Genomic DNA, 16,472 nt, shown 5'->3' with positions numbered 1-16,472 from the left:
TACGACTAGTTAAGTAACTTGTCTTCTAGTCGTTCGATTTCTACTAATAACTTGGCAATAAATTTCAGTTTTCTTACGCTATCGGCCGCTTCAACCCAACATTGATCATTGATCTGTTGCTCAACTTGTTGCAACTGCTGCTTGTGCATTTTGGCCACTTTAGATTCAAAATCAAACAGTAAGTCATCCGCATTAGCACTATCGCCAATTTCCTCAAGCTCTTCGCGAAGTTCCATCTGCTGCATTAAAAATAAAGGATCTTGCAATGTTTGCTGCTCAGAGCGAATATCGTGCTCGTTCTCAGCCAACATATATTCAGCGCGGGCAATAGGACTCTTTAAGGTTTGATATGCATCATTGATGCTTGCTGCTTTTTGCACAGCCATCAAACGGTCGCGCTCAGAAGCAGTAGCAAACTTATCGGGATGAAAACGACGCTGCAATTCTCTGAATTGAGAAGAAAGAAGGCTACCATCCACATTAAACTGTGTTGGTAGCCCGAATAATTCGAAATGGTTCATAATGAGACTCTCGATATTTAAAGAGAGAGGGCTCATCCTAATGATGAACCCTAGCCTTAACTCGCTCGCTAAACGTTGAAGCTTTCGCCGCAGCCACATTCACCCTTAGCGTTCGGGTTATTGAATTCAAACCCTTCGTTAAGACCTTCTTTAACGTAATCTAGCTCGGTACCATCAAGATAAACAAGGCTCTTGGCATCGATCACCACTTTAACGCCCTTGTACTCGAAGATGCTGTCTTCTTCATTTACGTCATCTACGAATTCAAGCACATACGCCATACCTGAACAGCCCGTTGTTTTAACACCCAGTCTTAAACCGACGCCTTTGCCTCGACTGTCTAGGAATGCTCTAACGCGGTCTGCCGCGGTTTCTGTCATTGTGATGGCCATACTACAACCTTTATTGCCAATGAGGGGAAGCCTCCCCTCTAATTATTACTCTTGATGTTTTTTCTTATAATCTGAAACAGCTGCTTTAATTGCATCTTCAGCTAGGATAGAACAGTGCACCTTAACCGGTGGCAACTCTAGTTCTTCAGCAATTTCAGAGTTCTTGATTGAAGCTGCTTCATCAACGGTTTTACCCTTAACCCACTCAGTAACAAGTGAGCTAGATGCGATAGCACTACCACAACCATAAGTTTTAAATTTAGCATCTTCGATGATGCCCTCAGGAGTCACCTTGATTTGTAGTTTCATTACGTCGCCACAAGCGGGTGCGCCTACCATTCCACTGCCTACGCTTGGGTCTTCTTTATCGAAAGAACCAACATTGCGTGGGTTTTCGTAGTGGTCAATTACTTTTTCACTGTAAGCCATAATATAGTCCTCTAATCCTCTACTTCCTTGGAATTAGTGATGTGCCCACTCTACGGTGTCCAAATCAATACCTTCCTTGTACATATCCCAAAGTGGAGACATGTCGCGTAATTTTGTTACCGCAGTGCGAATTTGCTCTACCGCATAGTCAATTTCTTCTTCTGTCGTGTAGCGACCGAAAGAGAAACGCACTGAGCTGTGAGCTAGTTCATCATTGAGGCCTAGTGCTCGCAATACATACGAAGGCTCAAGGCTTGCAGATGTACATGCTGAGCCAGATGAAACAGCTAAGTCTTTCAGTGACATAAGCAGGGACTCACCTTCAACAAACGCAAAGCTTACGTTTAGGTTGTGTGGTACACGCTGCTCAAAATCACCATTAACCGTTACTGCTTCCAAATCTTTAACCGCATTAAATAGGCGATTACGCAGATTCAGAGCATGTTGGTAATCTTTTTCCATATCCAATTTAGCCACACGGAATGCTTCACCCATACCTACGATTTGGTGAGTTGGAAGTGTGCCAGAGCGGAAACCGCGCTCATGACCACCACCGTGCATTTGTGCTTCTAAGCGAATACGTGGTTTACGACGAACATACAAAGCGCCGATGCCTTTAGGACCATATACCTTATGTGCAGATAGCGATAGCAAGTCGACCTTAGTCTCTTGCACATCAATCGGTAGCTTACCTGCTGATTGAGCCGCATCCACATGGAAAACAATTTTTCGCTCGCGGCACAATTCGCCAATTGAAGTGATATCTTGAATCACGCCAATCTCGTTGTTTACGTGCATGATAGATACCAGAACAGTATCTTCACGCATTGCATCTTGAAGCTTGTTTAGGTCAATAATGCCATTGGCTTCAGGCTGTAGATAGGTAACCTCGAAACCTTCACGCTCAAGCTGACGACATGGGTCTAATACCGCTTTGTGTTCAGTTTTGCAGGTGATGATGTGCTTGCCTTTCTTTGAATAGAAACGAGCTGCACCCTTAATAGCAAGGTTATCTGATTCTGTTGCGCCAGAGGTAAATACGATTTCACGAGGATCCGCATTTAGAAGATCAGCAATCTGTTCACGAGCATTATCTACAGCTTCTTCTGCTTGCCAACCATAGCGATGTGAGCGAGACGCTGGGTTGCCGAAGGTACCATCCATAGTCATATACTGGACCATTTTCTCAGCAACACGCTCATCTACTGGGCAAGTGGCTGAATAGTCTAAATAAATTGGCAGTTTCATTATTTACTCCAAGTAAAACTGTTTGCTCTATGAGCGGACATTGACGCCGATTGCATCGGCTATCGATTTAGAGCTAAAACCATGATTAGAGGCTAACTCTATATCTTGGCGTCCTGAAATCGCTAAAACTTCATTGTCCAACATCAACTCACCTAAGGTGATATTGTTTAAAAAATCACTGATTCGAGAACTCAAATCACGCCAAAGCGTGTGGGTGAGACAACGAGCGCCTCCCTGACAATTGGCTTTTCCATTACAACGCGTTGCTTCAACTGATTCATCAACCGCTGAAATAATGGTGCCAATAGCAATAAGTTGCGCGTCTTTTCCTAGGTTGTAACCACCACCTGGACCTCGAACACTAGCAACTAAACCCGCTTTGCGTAGCTTTGAAAATAATTGTTCTAGATAAGAAAGAGATATACCCTGACGTTCCGATATGTCAGCCAGAGGTACTGGTCCTGACTGAGAATGCAATGCTACATCAAGCATGGCTGTTACGGCATATCTTCCTTTCGATGTAAGCTTCATATCACACTCTTTTCAATTACTTCGTTGCGGAAAGTCTCCCATACCCGACAAAAACGGTCAAGTATTTATTTGACCAATTTACTCAAGTATTTAACCTTATACGTAATATGGCTATTATTTGTGCGAAACTTTCTTTTGTATCGCTGTAAGGATACCGCGTAGGATATTGATTTCTTGAGCTTCAGGACGAGCGCGACTGAATAGTCGTCTCAGTTTATTCATCACTTGGTTAGGCTTATCCTTCTCAATAAACTGGGTATCAAGAAGCACATTTTCAAGGTGCTGATAAAACATTTCTAATTCATTATGACGTGAATAGACCACTGACTCATCTTCTGGATATTGAGCCTTGTCACTTTCTAGAAACGCCATTCTCACTTCGTAACAAAGGGTTTGTACCGCCATCGCTAGGTTCAGTGAACTATATTCAGGGTTAGCAGGTATGGCGACATGATACTGACACAGTTGCAGTTCATCATTAGTTAAGCCGGTCCGTTCACGACCAAACACAAGAGCAACTGAGGTATTCCTGCCTTCTTCAACAAACTTAACGCCACATTCGCGAGGCTCTAGCATTGGCCAATTAAGGGTTCGAGAGCGTGCACTCGATCCAACAACAAGGGCACAATCGGCCACAGCTTCTTCCATGGTCGAAAATCTTTGTGCGTTATTCACTACATCGTCAGCGCCTGCCGCCAATGCCATGGTTTGCTCATCTATTTCACATTGCGGATCAACCAAGACCAACTGAGTCAGCCCCATCACCTTCATTGCTCGTGCAGCTGAACCAATATTCCCAGGGTGAGAAGTTCCCACCAGTACCACTTTGACGTTCTGTAACATCAAACTTACCTCTATATTTCACAACCGACGCATACTAACACATCCCAAAAGCGGAATAAAAAAAACACTCGCGCAAAAAATAACCACTTCCCTTTTGTCACAATCTTGCTTATACTCCGCCCCGCTTTCCGTTCTTTAACATCCGTTGGGTATAATTATGCATCCTATGCTAAATATCGCTATTCGCGCTGCGCGAAAAGCAGGCAATCATATTGCGAAATCTCTTGAAACTGCTGACAAAATTGAAATCTCGCTGAAAGGCGAAAATGACTTTGTGACTAACATCAACAAAGACGCAGAACATGTGATTATCGATACAATCAAATCTTCTTACCCTGACCACAGCATCATCGCTGAAGAGTCTGGTTTAACTGTAGGTAAAGATGACGCAGTTCAATGGATCATTGACCCACTGGATGGCACCAATAACTTCGTTAAGGGTATCCCACACTTCTCTGTATCTATCGCTGTTCGTATCAATGGCAAAACAGAAGTTGCTTGTGTTTATGACCCAATGCTTAACGAGCTTTTCACTGCACAACGTGGTTCTGGCGCACAGCTAAACAACGCCCGCATCCGTGTTAAGCAACTAAAAGACCTTCAAGGTACTGTTCTTGCAACGAGTTTCCCAACTAAGCAAAAGCAACACTCTGAATCTTACTTCAAAATCATGAGCTCTCTATTTGTAGAAGTTGCTGACTTCCGTAGCACTGGTTCTCCTGCTCTTGACCTATGTTATCTTGCTGCTAACCGTGTTGATGGTTACTTTGAGCTTGGTCTTAAGCCTTGGGATATCGCTGCAGGTGAGCTTATCGCTCGTGAAGCTGGCGCAATCTTAACTGACTTTGGTGGCGGTACTGACTACATCAAATCTGGTAACCTTGTTGGTTCAAGTGCACGCGGTGTTAAGAATATTCTTCGCCACGTACGTGAGAACGCAAACGAAGGCATGCTGAAATAATTTCAGCCCTTTGAAAATAATATAAAAAAAACGGCCATCATCTGATGGCCGTTTTTGTATCTAACTTTTGACTATTTAATCAATTGCTAGCTTAACAGTGTTCACGAACAGTATCGGCTATGCGGTTAGCTAACTTAAGCACTAACTCGCCATTTTCACCTTCTACCATTACTCGAATCAAAGGCTCAGTACCGGACTTACGTAAAAGCACACGTCCTTTGTTACCCAATTCTTGCTCTGCTTGCAGGACGGATTCTTTAACGACATCTAACTGCATTGGATCGGTGTTACCTGAGAAACGAACGTTGATAAGCTCTTGCGGATAGAGTGTCATCCCTTGCGATAGGTCAAATAGGCTCATGCCGCTATCAACGATCGAGGACAGAACTTGAAGAGCCGCAACAATGGCATCACCCGTAGTCACTTTATCTAGCAAGATAACGTGACCTGAGTTTTCAGCACCAATGCTCCAACCTTTTTCTTTCAGCTGCTCCATCACATAACGATCGCCTACTGCCGCACGCGAGAAAGGAATACCCAATTGCTTGAGGCCATTTTCCATCCCTAGGTTCGTCATCAAAGTGCCAACAACACCGCCTTTTAACTCACCACGACGCAGAGCGTCACGCGCAATGATGTAAGCGATTTGGTCACCATCAACTTTATTACCTTTATGGTCAACCATGATAATGCGGTCACCATCGCCATCAAAACCAAGGCCTAGATCAGCTTTTTCTTCAACGACTTTAGCTTGCAGTGCACGAACATCCGTTGCACCCACTTCAGCATTAATGTTCAAGCCGTCAGGCTCACAGCCCATAAGCACCAAATTTGCACCTAGCTCTTTAAATACATTTGGAGCGATGTGATACGTTGCACCGTGAGCACAATCAACCACAATCTTTAGTGAGCTTAGGTTTGCATTGCTTGGGAAGGTGCTTTTACAAAATTCAATATAACGACCCGCCGCATCATTCATACGTGAGGCTTTACCCAGCAGTGCTGACTCAACACATTCAATGTCTTTATCTAGCTCAGCTTCAATAGCAAGTTCAATGTCATCTGGCAGCTTTGAACCCTCAGAGGAGAAAAACTTGATGCCGTTGTCATAATAAGGATTATGAGATGCTGAAATAACTATGCCCGCTTCAGCGCGGAACGTTTGCGTTAAGTAAGCAACTGCAGGTGTTGGCATTGGACCGGTAAAGGTTGCTTTTAAACCCGCTGCAGCAAGCCCAGCCTCGAGTGCAGACTCAAGCATATAACCTGAGATTCGAGTATCTTTACCAATAATGACTTTCTTGGTGCCTTGTTTAGCCAAAACACGACCCGCAGCCCAACCTAGCTTTAATACAAAATCCGGAGTGATTGGGTATTGGCCCACTTTTCCTCGAATACCGTCAGTACCGAAATAACGTCGTTTAGACATTGTCTAATTCCTATTTATTATTTTAATGATTCCATAAAGCTCACGACTCGTACGGCATCTACCGTTTCTTCAACGTCGTGAACTCGAATGATCTGTGCACCTTTCTGTGCAGCTACAACCGCACATGCCACACTGGCAGAAACGCAATCTGCAGGCGCTTTATCTAGCAACTTGAACACCATCGACTTTCGAGACATCCCCGCTAACAGTGGCAGGCCAAAGCGATGAAATTGCTCTAAATGTTGCAGTAAATGGTAGTTGTGTTCAAGTGTTTTACCAAATCCAAAGCCCGGATCCAGAATTAACTTATCTTTGTCTATTCCCACGCCCTCGCAAGCCTTGATACGTTCTGTCAAAAATGAAGCTACATCTAAAACCAAATCATCATAGTGTGGATTAGCCTGCATCGTTCTTGGTTGACCTTGCATATGCATGAGACAAATAGGAACGCCACTGTCAGCCGCAACTTGCAATGATCCAGGCTCTTGCAGTGCTCTTACATCATTGATCAAGTCCGCTCCGGCCTCAATGGCTTGGCGCATAACTTCCGCTTTACTGGTATCGATAGATATCCAGACATCAGACTCAGCGCGCACAGCTTTGATTATGGGAATAACGCGATCGAGCTCTTGTTGTAACTCTACCTCTGGAGCTCCAGGTCTTGTTGACTCCCCACCAATATCAATAATGGTGGCACCTGCAGCAATCATCTTTCGAGATTGGGCTAGCGCATCATCAATTCGGTTGTATTGACCACCGTCAGAAAACGAATCAGGGGTGACATTGAGTATGCCCATGACTTGAGGTGAAGAAAGGTTGAGTTGTTTTTTTCCACTATTTAGGATCATAACATTAAAGAATTTTAGAAAGTTTAAAGCGATAATTTGTGAGGGGTAGAAACAGAAAAACCCCGAGAGATCTCGGGGTTTGCTTACTTAGCTATTATTCTGAATCTTTTTCAGCTGGTTCTGTTTTAGATTCTTCTGCCGTTTCTGGCTCAGCTTTTGCTTCAGCCTTTGGCTCTTCAACTGGTTTTGATTGTTCACCCCAACCCGCTGGTTCACGAATATCACTACGACGTTCCATTAGATCATCAATCTGACCTGCATCAATGGTTTCGTATTTCATCAATGCATCTTTCATTGTATGCATGATATCCATGTTCTCTTCAAGAATCTGACGAGCTCTAGCGTAGTTTCGGTCAATGATTTGACGAATCTCGTCATCAATCAGCTTAGCGGTATCATCAGACATGTGTTTAGTCTGAGTTACGCTACGACCCAAGAATACTTCGCCTTCTTCTTCAGCATATAGAAGAGGACCTAGTTTCTCAGAGAAGCCCCACTGAGTCACCATCTTACGAGCGATATCAGTCGCACGTTCGATATCATTTGATGCACCAGTAGATACACGTTCTTTACCGTAGATAAGCTCTTCAGCTAGACGACCACCATAAAGGCTTGAAATCATCGACTCAAGGTGGCGACGGTTCATACTTACACGATCTTGCTCTGGTAAATACATCGTCACACCTAGCGCACGGCCACGTGGGATAATAGAGACCTTATACACAGGATCGTGCTCAGGAACCAAACGACCTATGATGGCGTGACCTGCTTCGTGGTATGCCGTTGACTCTTTAATGTCATCCGTCATTACCATAGAGCGGCGTTCTGCACCCATCATGATTTTGTCTTTCGCTTGCTCAAACTCGGCCATAGAAACGTTGCGCTTGTTACCACGAGCTGCAAATAGAGCAGCTTCGTTGACAAGGTTAGCAAGGTCTGCACCGGAGAAACCAGGCGTACCACGAGCAATCAAAGATGGCTCTACATCGCTAGCAAGAGGAACCTTACGCATGTGTACTTTTAGAATCTGCTCACGGCCACGTACATCTGGAAGACCTACCACTACCTGACGGTCAAAACGACCTGGACGAAGTAATGCAGGGTCCAATACGTCAGGACGGTTAGTTGCAGCGATAACGATAATACCTTCGTTACCCTCAAAACCATCCATCTCTACCAGCATTTGGTTCAATGTTTGTTCACGCTCATCGTGACCACCACCAACACCCGCGCCACGCTGACGACCTACGGCATCGATCTCATCGATGAAGATGATACAAGGTGCTGCTTTCTTCGCTTGCTCGAACATGTCGCGCACACGAGATGCACCCACACCAACGAACATTTCTACAAAGTCAGAACCTGAGATAGTAAAGAACGGTACTTTAGCTTCACCTGCAATCGCCTTCGCAAGTAGGGTTTTACCCGTACCTGGAGGACCGACTAGCAAGACACCTGTTGGGATCTTACCACCCAACTTTTGGAATCGACTTGGGTCGCGAAGGTAATCCACTAGTTCTTTCACGTCTTCTTTGGCTTCATCACAGCCAGCGACGTCAGAGAACAGTGTTTTGATTTGTTCTTCACTCATCATACGAGCTTTTGATTTACCGAAAGACATGGCACCTTTACCGCCACCGCCTTGCATTTGACGCATGAAGAAGATCCACACACCAATCAGCAGAATCATTGGGAACCATGAGATGAAGATAGTGCCTAGAAGACTTTGCTCTTCTGGTGGCGTACCTGTCACCTTCACGTTTTGATTGATCAGGTCATCAAGAAGCTTAGTGTCGTACACAGGCATATAAGTCACGTTACGTGAGTTATCGCTGCGATAAAAAACGATTTCTTTATCGTTAATTTTAGCTTCACGAATCTGGCCTTGGCCAACTTCCTGTATAAAAGTGGTGTAATCCACTGATTTTCCGTTGCTGTCTCCAGGGCCAAAGCTCTGGAAAACGGACATTAGCACTACAGCTATCACTAGCCACAGAATTAGATTTTTTGCCATGTCACTCAAGGTGTAAGCCTCTCGATAACTAATTGTAATTAAAAGTAGATTACTACAGTTTGGATGCTGTAGCCAGAATGTAAAGCTTTCTCAAGCTTGTTGAGCCGTTAGCCTTTGTAACCTGTTGCTACAACGAAGACTTCACGAGAGCGAGCTCGAGAAGAATCGGGTTTTCGAACTTTAACCGTTTTGAACATTTCACGTACATCTTTGACGAATTGATCAAACCCTTCGCCCTGAAATACCTTAACGACAAAGCTACCATTTGTAGCTAGAACTTGTCGACACATATCAAGGGCTAATTCGACCAAATACATAGCCCTTGGCTGGTCTACCGAGTTATTACCTGCAATATTGGGAGCCATGTCAGACATTACGACGTCCACCATGCTAGGTTGAATGCGTTCTAACAGCGCTTCAAGAACGCTCTCTTCACGAAAATCACCTTGCAGGAAGCTTACACCAGCAATAGGGTCCATTGGCAACAAATCACATGCAATAATTTGTCCATTGTCACCAACTATTTTTGCAGCGTATTGTGACCAACCACCAGGAGCGGCTCCTAAATCTACTACGGTCATTCCAGCAGAAAAGAGCTTATCTTTGGTGTGTATTTCTTCCATTTTGAAGTAAGCACGCGAACGGTAGCCTTTTTTTCTGGCTTCGTTGGCGTATTTATCATCAAAATGTTCTTTCAACCATCGACCCGAACTGGCCGAATGCTTTTGTTTACTCATTCAATTTCCAATGTGTTTTGAGTAGGCAAACCGCCTAATATTCCCGTTTCATGGATAAAGTATAGTCTTGAGACTTATATGACGTTAAAATAGGATTTTTCAACCCTTACATAAAAGAAATTGGCCGCGATATGAACTTAAGCACCAAACAAAAGCAGCATCTTAAAGGCTTAGCACACAACCTAAAACCGGTTGTGTTGATGGGCGCAAATGGACTTACTGAGGCTGTTCTAGCGGAAATTGAAATTGCATTGGGTCATCATGAATTGATCAAAGTTAAGGTAGCATCGGAAGATCGCGATACTAAAAACCTTATCATTGACGCTATCATTCGTGAGACTGGTGCAGAAAAAGTACAAACTATTGGTAAAACACTGGTTATGTACCGCCAATCAGAGCAACGCAAAATCGAACTGCCACGCAAATAGGCTGCAACGATTAATCGTTCTCATTAAAAAAGGCTGCAGATGCAGCCTTTTTGATATCTAAAGCCAATAAGCTTATAGATATTCTACTTGATCAATTTCGTAATCTTTTACGCCACCAGGCGTGGTGATAGTCACTTCATCACCTTCCATTTTGCCAATAAGGCCACGTGCGATAGGCGAGCTAACAGAAATACGACCTAGCTTAATTTCCGCTTCATCTTCACCTACGATCTGATACTTGAATTCTTCTTCTGTATCTACATCGATTAGCGTTACTGTTGTGCCAAAAATTACCTTACCGCTGTTATCCATCTTAGTGACGTCAATAACCTGAGCAACAGATAACTTGTATTCAATATCGCGAATCTGAGCTTCACAGATGCCTTGCTCCTCACGAGCGGCGTGATATTCAGCATTCTCTTTAAGGTCGCCTAACTCACGAGCCTCAGCAATAGCAGTCGAGATCAGTGGACGCAGTTTAAGCAGTCTTTCTAATTCTGTTTTTAGTTGCTGTTCGCCACGAACAGTCATTGGTACTTTTTCCATATTAAACCTCATTTGCCCAGCAAATATAGGGCAACAAAAAACCTATCAAGCGAAGGCTCAATAGGTAACTAACTGATAGTGATAGGCCAATTGTACCGAAAAGTCTGCTTTTTTTCACCAAAATTCGACGTATTGATTATAGGTAAAAGCGTGATGTAAATCACAATGCGACGGGCAAAAAACAAACAAAAACAACGGCATAAAGGTAAATAAACCTAAAAACTGCACATGTCATACCAATTGCATTACAACGCTAACACATTGTTTTTATTGAACCACAGTAACGTGGACATCATTTCGATACAAAAAGTTCCACTCCTTTACAACATTTTACTATCGCCTACTTATGCATCTAAGTCAGAATTCTAACCGAGAACAAATCTTATTAAGCGTAAAACACTGCGTATTACAATAACTTAGTGCAGTGCTTAACCAAGATTTTCTTAAAGGGAGTTTGGGTTTATACAGCCCACTTTTTATCGGACAAATACATTCTAGGACTTGGAAATGAACAAAAAGATTATTGCTCTAGCAGTAGCTGCTGCTGCTTTCGGTACTCAGGCATCAGCTGTTGAACTATACAACCAAGATGGTTCTACTTTCTCTATCGGCGGTCACGTATCTATTAGTGCTAAAGGCAACTCAGATGTTGGCGGTACAGACATCATCTCAAACTCGCCTCGTATTAACATGACTGCAACTCAAGACCTAGGCAACGGCTTCACAGCTGACGCTCGCGGTGAGTGGTCTGTAAACTACCTTAATGGTGGTGAAAACGCATTCTCTACTCGTTTAGGTTACATCGGCGTAACTCACGATACTTTTGGTCGCGCTGTTGGTGGTACTCAATGGTCTCCATACTACGACATCGCTGGTATCGCTGATATGCCAATCGCATTCGCGAACGACTTCCTATACGACAACCACGGTGCCCTAGGTACTGGCCGTGCGGAAAACATGATTTCTTACCGCAACGACATCCAACTAGGTGACAACCTATCTGTATTTGGTGGCCTAGGCTGGCAAGACGATGCAACTGCTGGCTTTGACTCTCGTGGTCAAGTAGCTATCGGTGCAAACTTCGCTGATTTCATGGTTGGTTACTCTTACAACGCTGGTGATCGTACTGACGGTGTAATTGGTACTAAAGAAGCAACTTCTCACGCTCTTTCTGCTAAGTACGGTTCTTACGGTAACGGTCTATACGTAGCTGCTGTATACACTATGAACGAATACATGCATGGTACTAGCAACTACAACACTGGTGCTTCAACTGCTGGTGTTCTTAAAGACTCTGACGGCATCGAATTCATCGCTGCATACGCATTTGCTAACAGCCTAAACCTATCTATCAACTACGAAGCAGTTGAAGGTAACGACAAAGCAATCGTAGACGGTACTGTATACAGCCAAATGGCATTCCAAGCGGAATACAACATCACTCCAACTTTCGTTACTTTTGCTGGCTACCAGCTTGACCTAGGTTCTGACCTATACAACAAAGAAAACGACATGTGGAACGTTGGTGTTCGTTACTACCTATAATGGTATAACAACCTAAATTCCTAATAAAACACCTGCCTCTTGGCGGGTGTTTTTGTTTATACTGATCTCTAAATTGCTTCTGCCTTAATTAGGGATGTTATGCGCACTCTCACCTTTTTGCTGACCTGTGTTTCCACAGCGGCAATGGCTTCAATCTCAACCCCTTATGAGGTTCTTCCTCCTGGGCAGCTTTCCAGTGTTATCGTCACCAAAGGTGCCGCTGTAGAGTCCTCTGTAAATGCCGAACAGCTTCTTCCTCCAGCAAGTACCCTAAAATTGGTCACAGCTCTTGCAGCTAAACTGCACTGGAAAGAAGGGTATCAATTTTCTACCGAGCTTGTTAAGCAGGGCAATGATTATACGCTTCGCTTCTCAGGTGACCCAAGTTTAAGTCGTCAAGACCTTGAGACTCTGCTTAAAAATCTAAAAGGCAAAACCATTTCAGGCAACCTTTACCTAGATGGATCGATATTCAGTGGTTATGACCGAGGTGTCGGCTGGCCATGGGATGTGTTAGGCGTTTGCTATGCGGCACCGGCTTCGGCTTTAAGTCTAGAAGGCAATTGCGTTCAAGCATCACTAAAGACACTCGATAACGGCGCTACGTCCGCATTTGTGCCCAAACATCAGCCAATAAAAGTCATTACCAATGTAAAAGCGGTAAGCCAAGAAGAGAAAAATAACAGTTACTGTGATCTTAACTTAACCACAGCGCCTAGCAATAGCTACACGCTTAGCGGATGTTTAGTCAATCGAGACAAACCATTGCCACTCAAGTTTGCAGTGCAGTCTCCTAGCTTGTTTGTGAAAAAAACCATCTCTAACCTCCTGCAACAACATAACATCACGCTCAATGGCAAGGTGAAATTAGGTAAAGCAACACACAATGCAGTACTTGTAGCCGAACACAAATCGGCTCCTCTAGACGAAATGCTAGAGTTCATGTTGCATAAATCTAATAATTTGTATGCGGACAATATAACTAAGCAGTTGGGAGCCGACTTTTATGGCGCACAGGGAAGCTTCAACAGTGGCACCTCAGCGATTAGAGAGATCCTACTTCAGCAAACGGGGATTGACCTTGCTAATGCGGTATTAGAGGATGGCTCAGGATTATCTCGCAACAACCGAGTTTCCCCTCAAGTCATGATGCAGATAATGCAGTACATAAAGAATAACGATGACAAGGTGCACCTTATTGCCCTACTGCCTACATCAGGTTTAGATGGCACCTTAAAGTATCGTCCAAGCATGCGAAACACGCCGATCAAAGGCAATATTAAAGGGAAGAGTGGTTCACTGTTTGGTAGCCACAACATGGTCGGATACAGTTATGATGAGCAGGGAAATATCAAATACACTTTTGTGCAGTTTGTTAGCAATTACCACCCTGAACCTAGGATTAAAGGCGTTGAACCAGCAATCACTCAGTTTGAAAAAGCTTTCTACGGATCTTTAGTAACACAGTAAATTAGCAACAAAAAACGGGCTCTGCATTGTAATGACAGAGCCCGTTTTTATTTGTTTTGACTAGGATAGGCCTAAGAAGTAATTGACCACGTTAAAATAGATCCACATCCCCGTAATGTCTACGATTGATGCCAATACTGGACTCACCAATACCGCAGGATCTAATTTGAAGGCTCTTGCAATAATAGGTAGCACACCGCCTAAAGTGGTTGAAATAGAGATCTGAATAAACAGAGCGACTGCAATTGCCAAGGCAATGATATTGAGGTCATGACCACCGGTTGAAACGCCATCACTGAACAGTAGAATGCGTCCAACGATCACTATTGCTATCACAAAGCCAATGCACAAAGCCACTCGGCTTTCTTTCCAGAGTACTGACAGCCACTGCCTTTTTTTGAGCTCCCCTGTTGCCAACGCCCTAATGACTAACGTTGCCGACTGAGTACCTGTATTGCCACCCGCAGCGGCAATGACGGGCATATAGATAGCAAGAAGCACCAATTGGCTTAGAGTATCCTCATAACTTGCAATGATCAGACCTGAAACGATCCCCATCAAAGCCAAACCAATGATCCAACCAATGCGTTGCTGCACATGTGCCAGCACACCCGTGGAAAGGTACCCTTTGTGAGGCTCAGCCTCAGAGCGAATAAATCCTAACTGATGAGCAAAATGTCGCGCTCTTACGTCTTCTCCAACAACTTCTAGTTCCGCAATAATATGCTGAACAAAAGCCACAGAGCATTGATTAAGAATCGCCACTGCCTCTTCAATAGGCATCACTTGTAGCAGTTTAACCTGCTGTTTTACATCATATTTCAAAAATGCGCTTGTTGCTGCGCAGATTTCCTCACGAGAAAAATCAGATACATCGTGAGCTAAAGTTGTGTTCATTACCGTCATGGCGAATCTCCCGATTAGCTGTGTCGACACCAGCATAAAAGCTGATATAAATGGGGTAACGACCATCGAAATAACACGTACGCTTCGCATCAGAATAGCGAGGCAATTCCATGATATTTATGACTAGAGTGTAAGGAGAAAAATCGAGAGAGAATCAGAAAAGATTTGATAAAAGTTCTCTACCACTGAGGCAGAGACGAAGAACGTACATACCGACAGAGGGTTATTTTTCTCCCTTCATACTAGGAGGATGGTCGGTAGTGTTCATAGTGTTCTCCAAAGGTTACTGAGATGCCCCAGCGCCGCGTAATATATCAAAAACATGACTTGGTTCACAAGTTCATAGATATAAAAAAAGGCGCCAAATAGGCGCCTATTAATCAATGGTAACAACTTAACCTATTTGAAGGTAAGACGAGCAAATTTACGCTTACCTACTTGGAACACATACGTGCCCGCTTGAGGTACAAATTTACTGTCAGTGAGTTTCTCACCATCAATTTTAGCTGCGCCCTGCTTAACCATGCGCATCGCCTCTGAAGAAGATGAGCATAGGCCCGCTTCTTTAAGAAGGTTACTTACAGGACGGCCTACTTCGAATTCAAACTCAGGCATTTCCTCTGGGATTTGACCTTTTTGAAAACGATTAATGAACTCTTGTTCTGCCGCATCAGCATCGGCTTCAGAGTGGAAGCGAGTAATAATTTCTTTAGCCAGCAAGATCTTAACATCACGAGGGTTTTTACCGTTCTCGACGTCTGCTTTGAACTGCTCAATCTCAGCCAGAGGACGGAAAGAAAGTAACTCGTAGTAGCTCCACATAAGTACGTCAGAGATAGACATGATCTTACCAAACATATCGCTTGGTGCATCGCTAACGCCGATGTAGTTGTGAGCAGATTTTGACATCTTCTTCTCACCATCAAGGCCGACAAGAAGAGGCATAGTCAATACAGCTTGAGGCTTTTGACCGTGGGCCTTCTGCAGCTCACGTCCCATTAGAAGGTTAAACTTCTGATCAGTACCACCAAGCTCTACGTCAGTTTCCATAGCTACAGAGTCGTAACCTTGCAGTAGCGGGTACATGAACTCATGGATAGCAATTGGCTGGCCACCAGCATAACGCTTTTTAAAGTCATCACGCTCTAGCATGCGCGCTACAGTCTGATTAGCAGCAAGACGTAACATACCCTCAGCGCCAAGTTCACCTAACCACTCAGAGTTAAAGGCAATCTTGGTTTTTGCAGGATCTAGGATCTTGAACACTTGCTCTTTATACGTTTCTGCATTTCGCAGAACATCTTCACGAGTCAGAGGTGGACGAGTTGTGTTTTTACCCGTCGGATCCCCTACCATACCGGTGAAGTCACCGATTAAGAAGGTGACATCATGTCCAAGATCTTGGAATGTACGCAGTTTATTAAGAATAACTGTGTGACCAAGGTGGATATCCGGTGCCGTTGGATCCGCGCCCAGTTTAATACGTAAAGGACGGTTTTCTTTCAGCTTGGCGATCAGCTCTTCTTCTGGAATCAGCTCTTCAACGCCACGCTTGATCTCAGATAAGGCAGCTTCAAAACTTGCCATATTAGTGTGCTCCCACAAAATCAGGAAAAAATATATC

17 protein-coding genes are annotated in these 16,472 nt (G+C 44.0%); 4 read left to right on the top strand and 13 right to left on the bottom strand.

What is annotated here, in order from left to right:
* Positions 1-5: 5 nt before the first annotated feature.
* From hscB to trmJ, 6 genes are all read right to left on the bottom strand, one after another.
* On the bottom strand, positions 6-521 hold the full coding sequence (gene hscB / locus OCU48_RS02710) for a co-chaperone HscB (RefSeq protein WP_141343594.1): 516 nt from the start codon (positions 519-521) through the stop codon (positions 6-8).
* Positions 522-589: 68 nt separating this feature from the next.
* On the bottom strand, positions 590-913 hold the full coding sequence (gene iscA / locus OCU48_RS02705; protein ID WP_141343593.1) for an iron-sulfur cluster assembly protein IscA: 324 nt from the start codon (positions 911-913) through the stop codon (positions 590-592).
* A gap of 45 nt (positions 914-958) precedes the next feature.
* Positions 959-1,342, bottom strand: a complete 384-nt coding sequence (iscU, locus tag OCU48_RS02700; protein ID WP_017028351.1) for a Fe-S cluster assembly scaffold IscU — start codon at positions 1,340-1,342, stop codon at positions 959-961.
* 33 nt (positions 1,343-1,375) lie between these two features.
* Positions 1,376-2,590 (bottom strand): IscS subfamily cysteine desulfurase, encoded by a 1,215-nt coding sequence (locus OCU48_RS02695; protein WP_141343592.1) that lies wholly within the window; start codon positions 2,588-2,590, stop codon positions 1,376-1,378.
* Between the two features lie 27 nt (positions 2,591-2,617).
* Positions 2,618-3,121 (bottom strand): Fe-S cluster assembly transcriptional regulator IscR, encoded by a 504-nt coding sequence (iscR, locus tag OCU48_RS02690; protein WP_141343591.1) that lies wholly within the window; start codon positions 3,119-3,121, stop codon positions 2,618-2,620.
* Between the two features lie 114 nt (positions 3,122-3,235).
* Positions 3,236-3,964: a tRNA (cytosine(32)/uridine(32)-2'-O)-methyltransferase TrmJ gene (gene trmJ / locus OCU48_RS02685; RefSeq protein ID WP_141343590.1), complete on the bottom strand. Its 729-nt coding sequence runs from the start codon at positions 3,962-3,964 to the stop codon at positions 3,236-3,238.
* Between the two features lie 157 nt (positions 3,965-4,121).
* On the opposite strand from trmJ, the gene suhB reads away from it, so the two are divergent.
* Entirely contained in the window at positions 4,122-4,925 is an 804-nt protein-coding gene (gene suhB, locus OCU48_RS02680) for an inositol-1-monophosphatase (RefSeq protein WP_141343589.1), read from the top strand.
* Positions 4,926-5,016: 91 nt separating this feature from the next.
* On the opposite strand, the gene glmM is transcribed toward suhB, so the two are convergent.
* The 4 genes from glmM to rlmE all read right to left on the bottom strand — a co-directional run bounded on the left by glmM (position 5,017) and on the right by rlmE (position 9,953).
* A complete protein-coding gene (glmM, locus tag OCU48_RS02675) occupies positions 5,017-6,354 on the bottom strand; it encodes a phosphoglucosamine mutase (RefSeq protein ID WP_141343588.1) in 1,338 nt (445 codons plus the stop codon).
* Between the two features lie 17 nt (positions 6,355-6,371).
* A complete protein-coding gene (gene folP / locus OCU48_RS02670) occupies positions 6,372-7,202 on the bottom strand; it encodes a dihydropteroate synthase (protein WP_141343587.1) in 831 nt (276 codons plus the stop codon).
* 94 nt (positions 7,203-7,296) lie between these two features.
* The gene (ftsH, locus tag OCU48_RS02665) at positions 7,297-9,225 is read right to left on the bottom strand and encodes an ATP-dependent zinc metalloprotease FtsH (protein WP_141343586.1); all 1,929 of its coding nucleotides are present in this window, start codon (positions 9,223-9,225) and stop codon (positions 7,297-7,299) included.
* A 98-nt stretch (positions 9,226-9,323) separates the two neighbouring features.
* Positions 9,324-9,953 (bottom strand): 23S rRNA (uridine(2552)-2'-O)-methyltransferase RlmE, encoded by a 630-nt coding sequence (gene rlmE, locus OCU48_RS02660; protein WP_141343585.1) that lies wholly within the window; start codon positions 9,951-9,953, stop codon positions 9,324-9,326.
* A gap of 131 nt (positions 9,954-10,084) precedes the next feature.
* On the opposite strand from rlmE, the gene yhbY reads away from it, so the two are divergent.
* Positions 10,085-10,381: a ribosome assembly RNA-binding protein YhbY gene (gene yhbY, locus OCU48_RS02655; RefSeq protein ID WP_141343584.1), complete on the top strand. Its 297-nt coding sequence runs from the start codon at positions 10,085-10,087 to the stop codon at positions 10,379-10,381.
* Positions 10,382-10,453: 72 nt separating this feature from the next.
* Here yhbY and greA read toward each other — a convergent pair whose 3' ends face one another.
* Positions 10,454-10,927 (bottom strand): transcription elongation factor GreA, encoded by a 474-nt coding sequence (gene greA, locus OCU48_RS02650; RefSeq protein ID WP_141343583.1) that lies wholly within the window; start codon positions 10,925-10,927, stop codon positions 10,454-10,456.
* Positions 10,928-11,434: 507 nt separating this feature from the next.
* On the opposite strand from greA, the gene OCU48_RS02645 reads away from it, so the two are divergent.
* Both OCU48_RS02645 and dacB read left to right on the top strand, forming a co-directional pair.
* Positions 11,435-12,472, top strand: a complete 1,038-nt coding sequence (locus tag OCU48_RS02645) for a porin (RefSeq protein ID WP_141343582.1) — start codon at positions 11,435-11,437, stop codon at positions 12,470-12,472.
* A 99-nt stretch (positions 12,473-12,571) separates the two neighbouring features.
* The gene (gene dacB, locus OCU48_RS02640; protein ID WP_141343581.1) at positions 12,572-13,942 is read left to right on the top strand and encodes a serine-type D-Ala-D-Ala carboxypeptidase; all 1,371 of its coding nucleotides are present in this window, start codon (positions 12,572-12,574) and stop codon (positions 13,940-13,942) included.
* 60 nt (positions 13,943-14,002) lie between these two features.
* Here the strand turns inward: dacB and OCU48_RS02635 are convergent, their stop codons facing one another.
* Together OCU48_RS02635 and tyrS are read right to left on the bottom strand one after the other, a co-directional pair.
* The gene (locus OCU48_RS02635) at positions 14,003-14,848 is read right to left on the bottom strand and encodes a magnesium transporter (RefSeq protein WP_141343580.1); all 846 of its coding nucleotides are present in this window, start codon (positions 14,846-14,848) and stop codon (positions 14,003-14,005) included.
* A 399-nt stretch (positions 14,849-15,247) separates the two neighbouring features.
* Positions 15,248-16,435, bottom strand: a complete 1,188-nt coding sequence (tyrS, locus tag OCU48_RS02630) for a tyrosine--tRNA ligase (protein ID WP_141343579.1) — start codon at positions 16,433-16,435, stop codon at positions 15,248-15,250.
* Positions 16,436-16,472: the final 37 nt, after the last annotated feature.

The sequence above is a fragment of the Vibrio inusitatus genome (assembly GCA_024346935.1).
GTDB classification, from domain to species: Bacteria; Pseudomonadota; Gammaproteobacteria; order Enterobacterales; family Vibrionaceae; genus Vibrio; species Vibrio inusitatus.
Note: the sequence above shows the minus strand (reverse complement) of the source record. Positions and strands in the feature narration are given on the sequence as shown.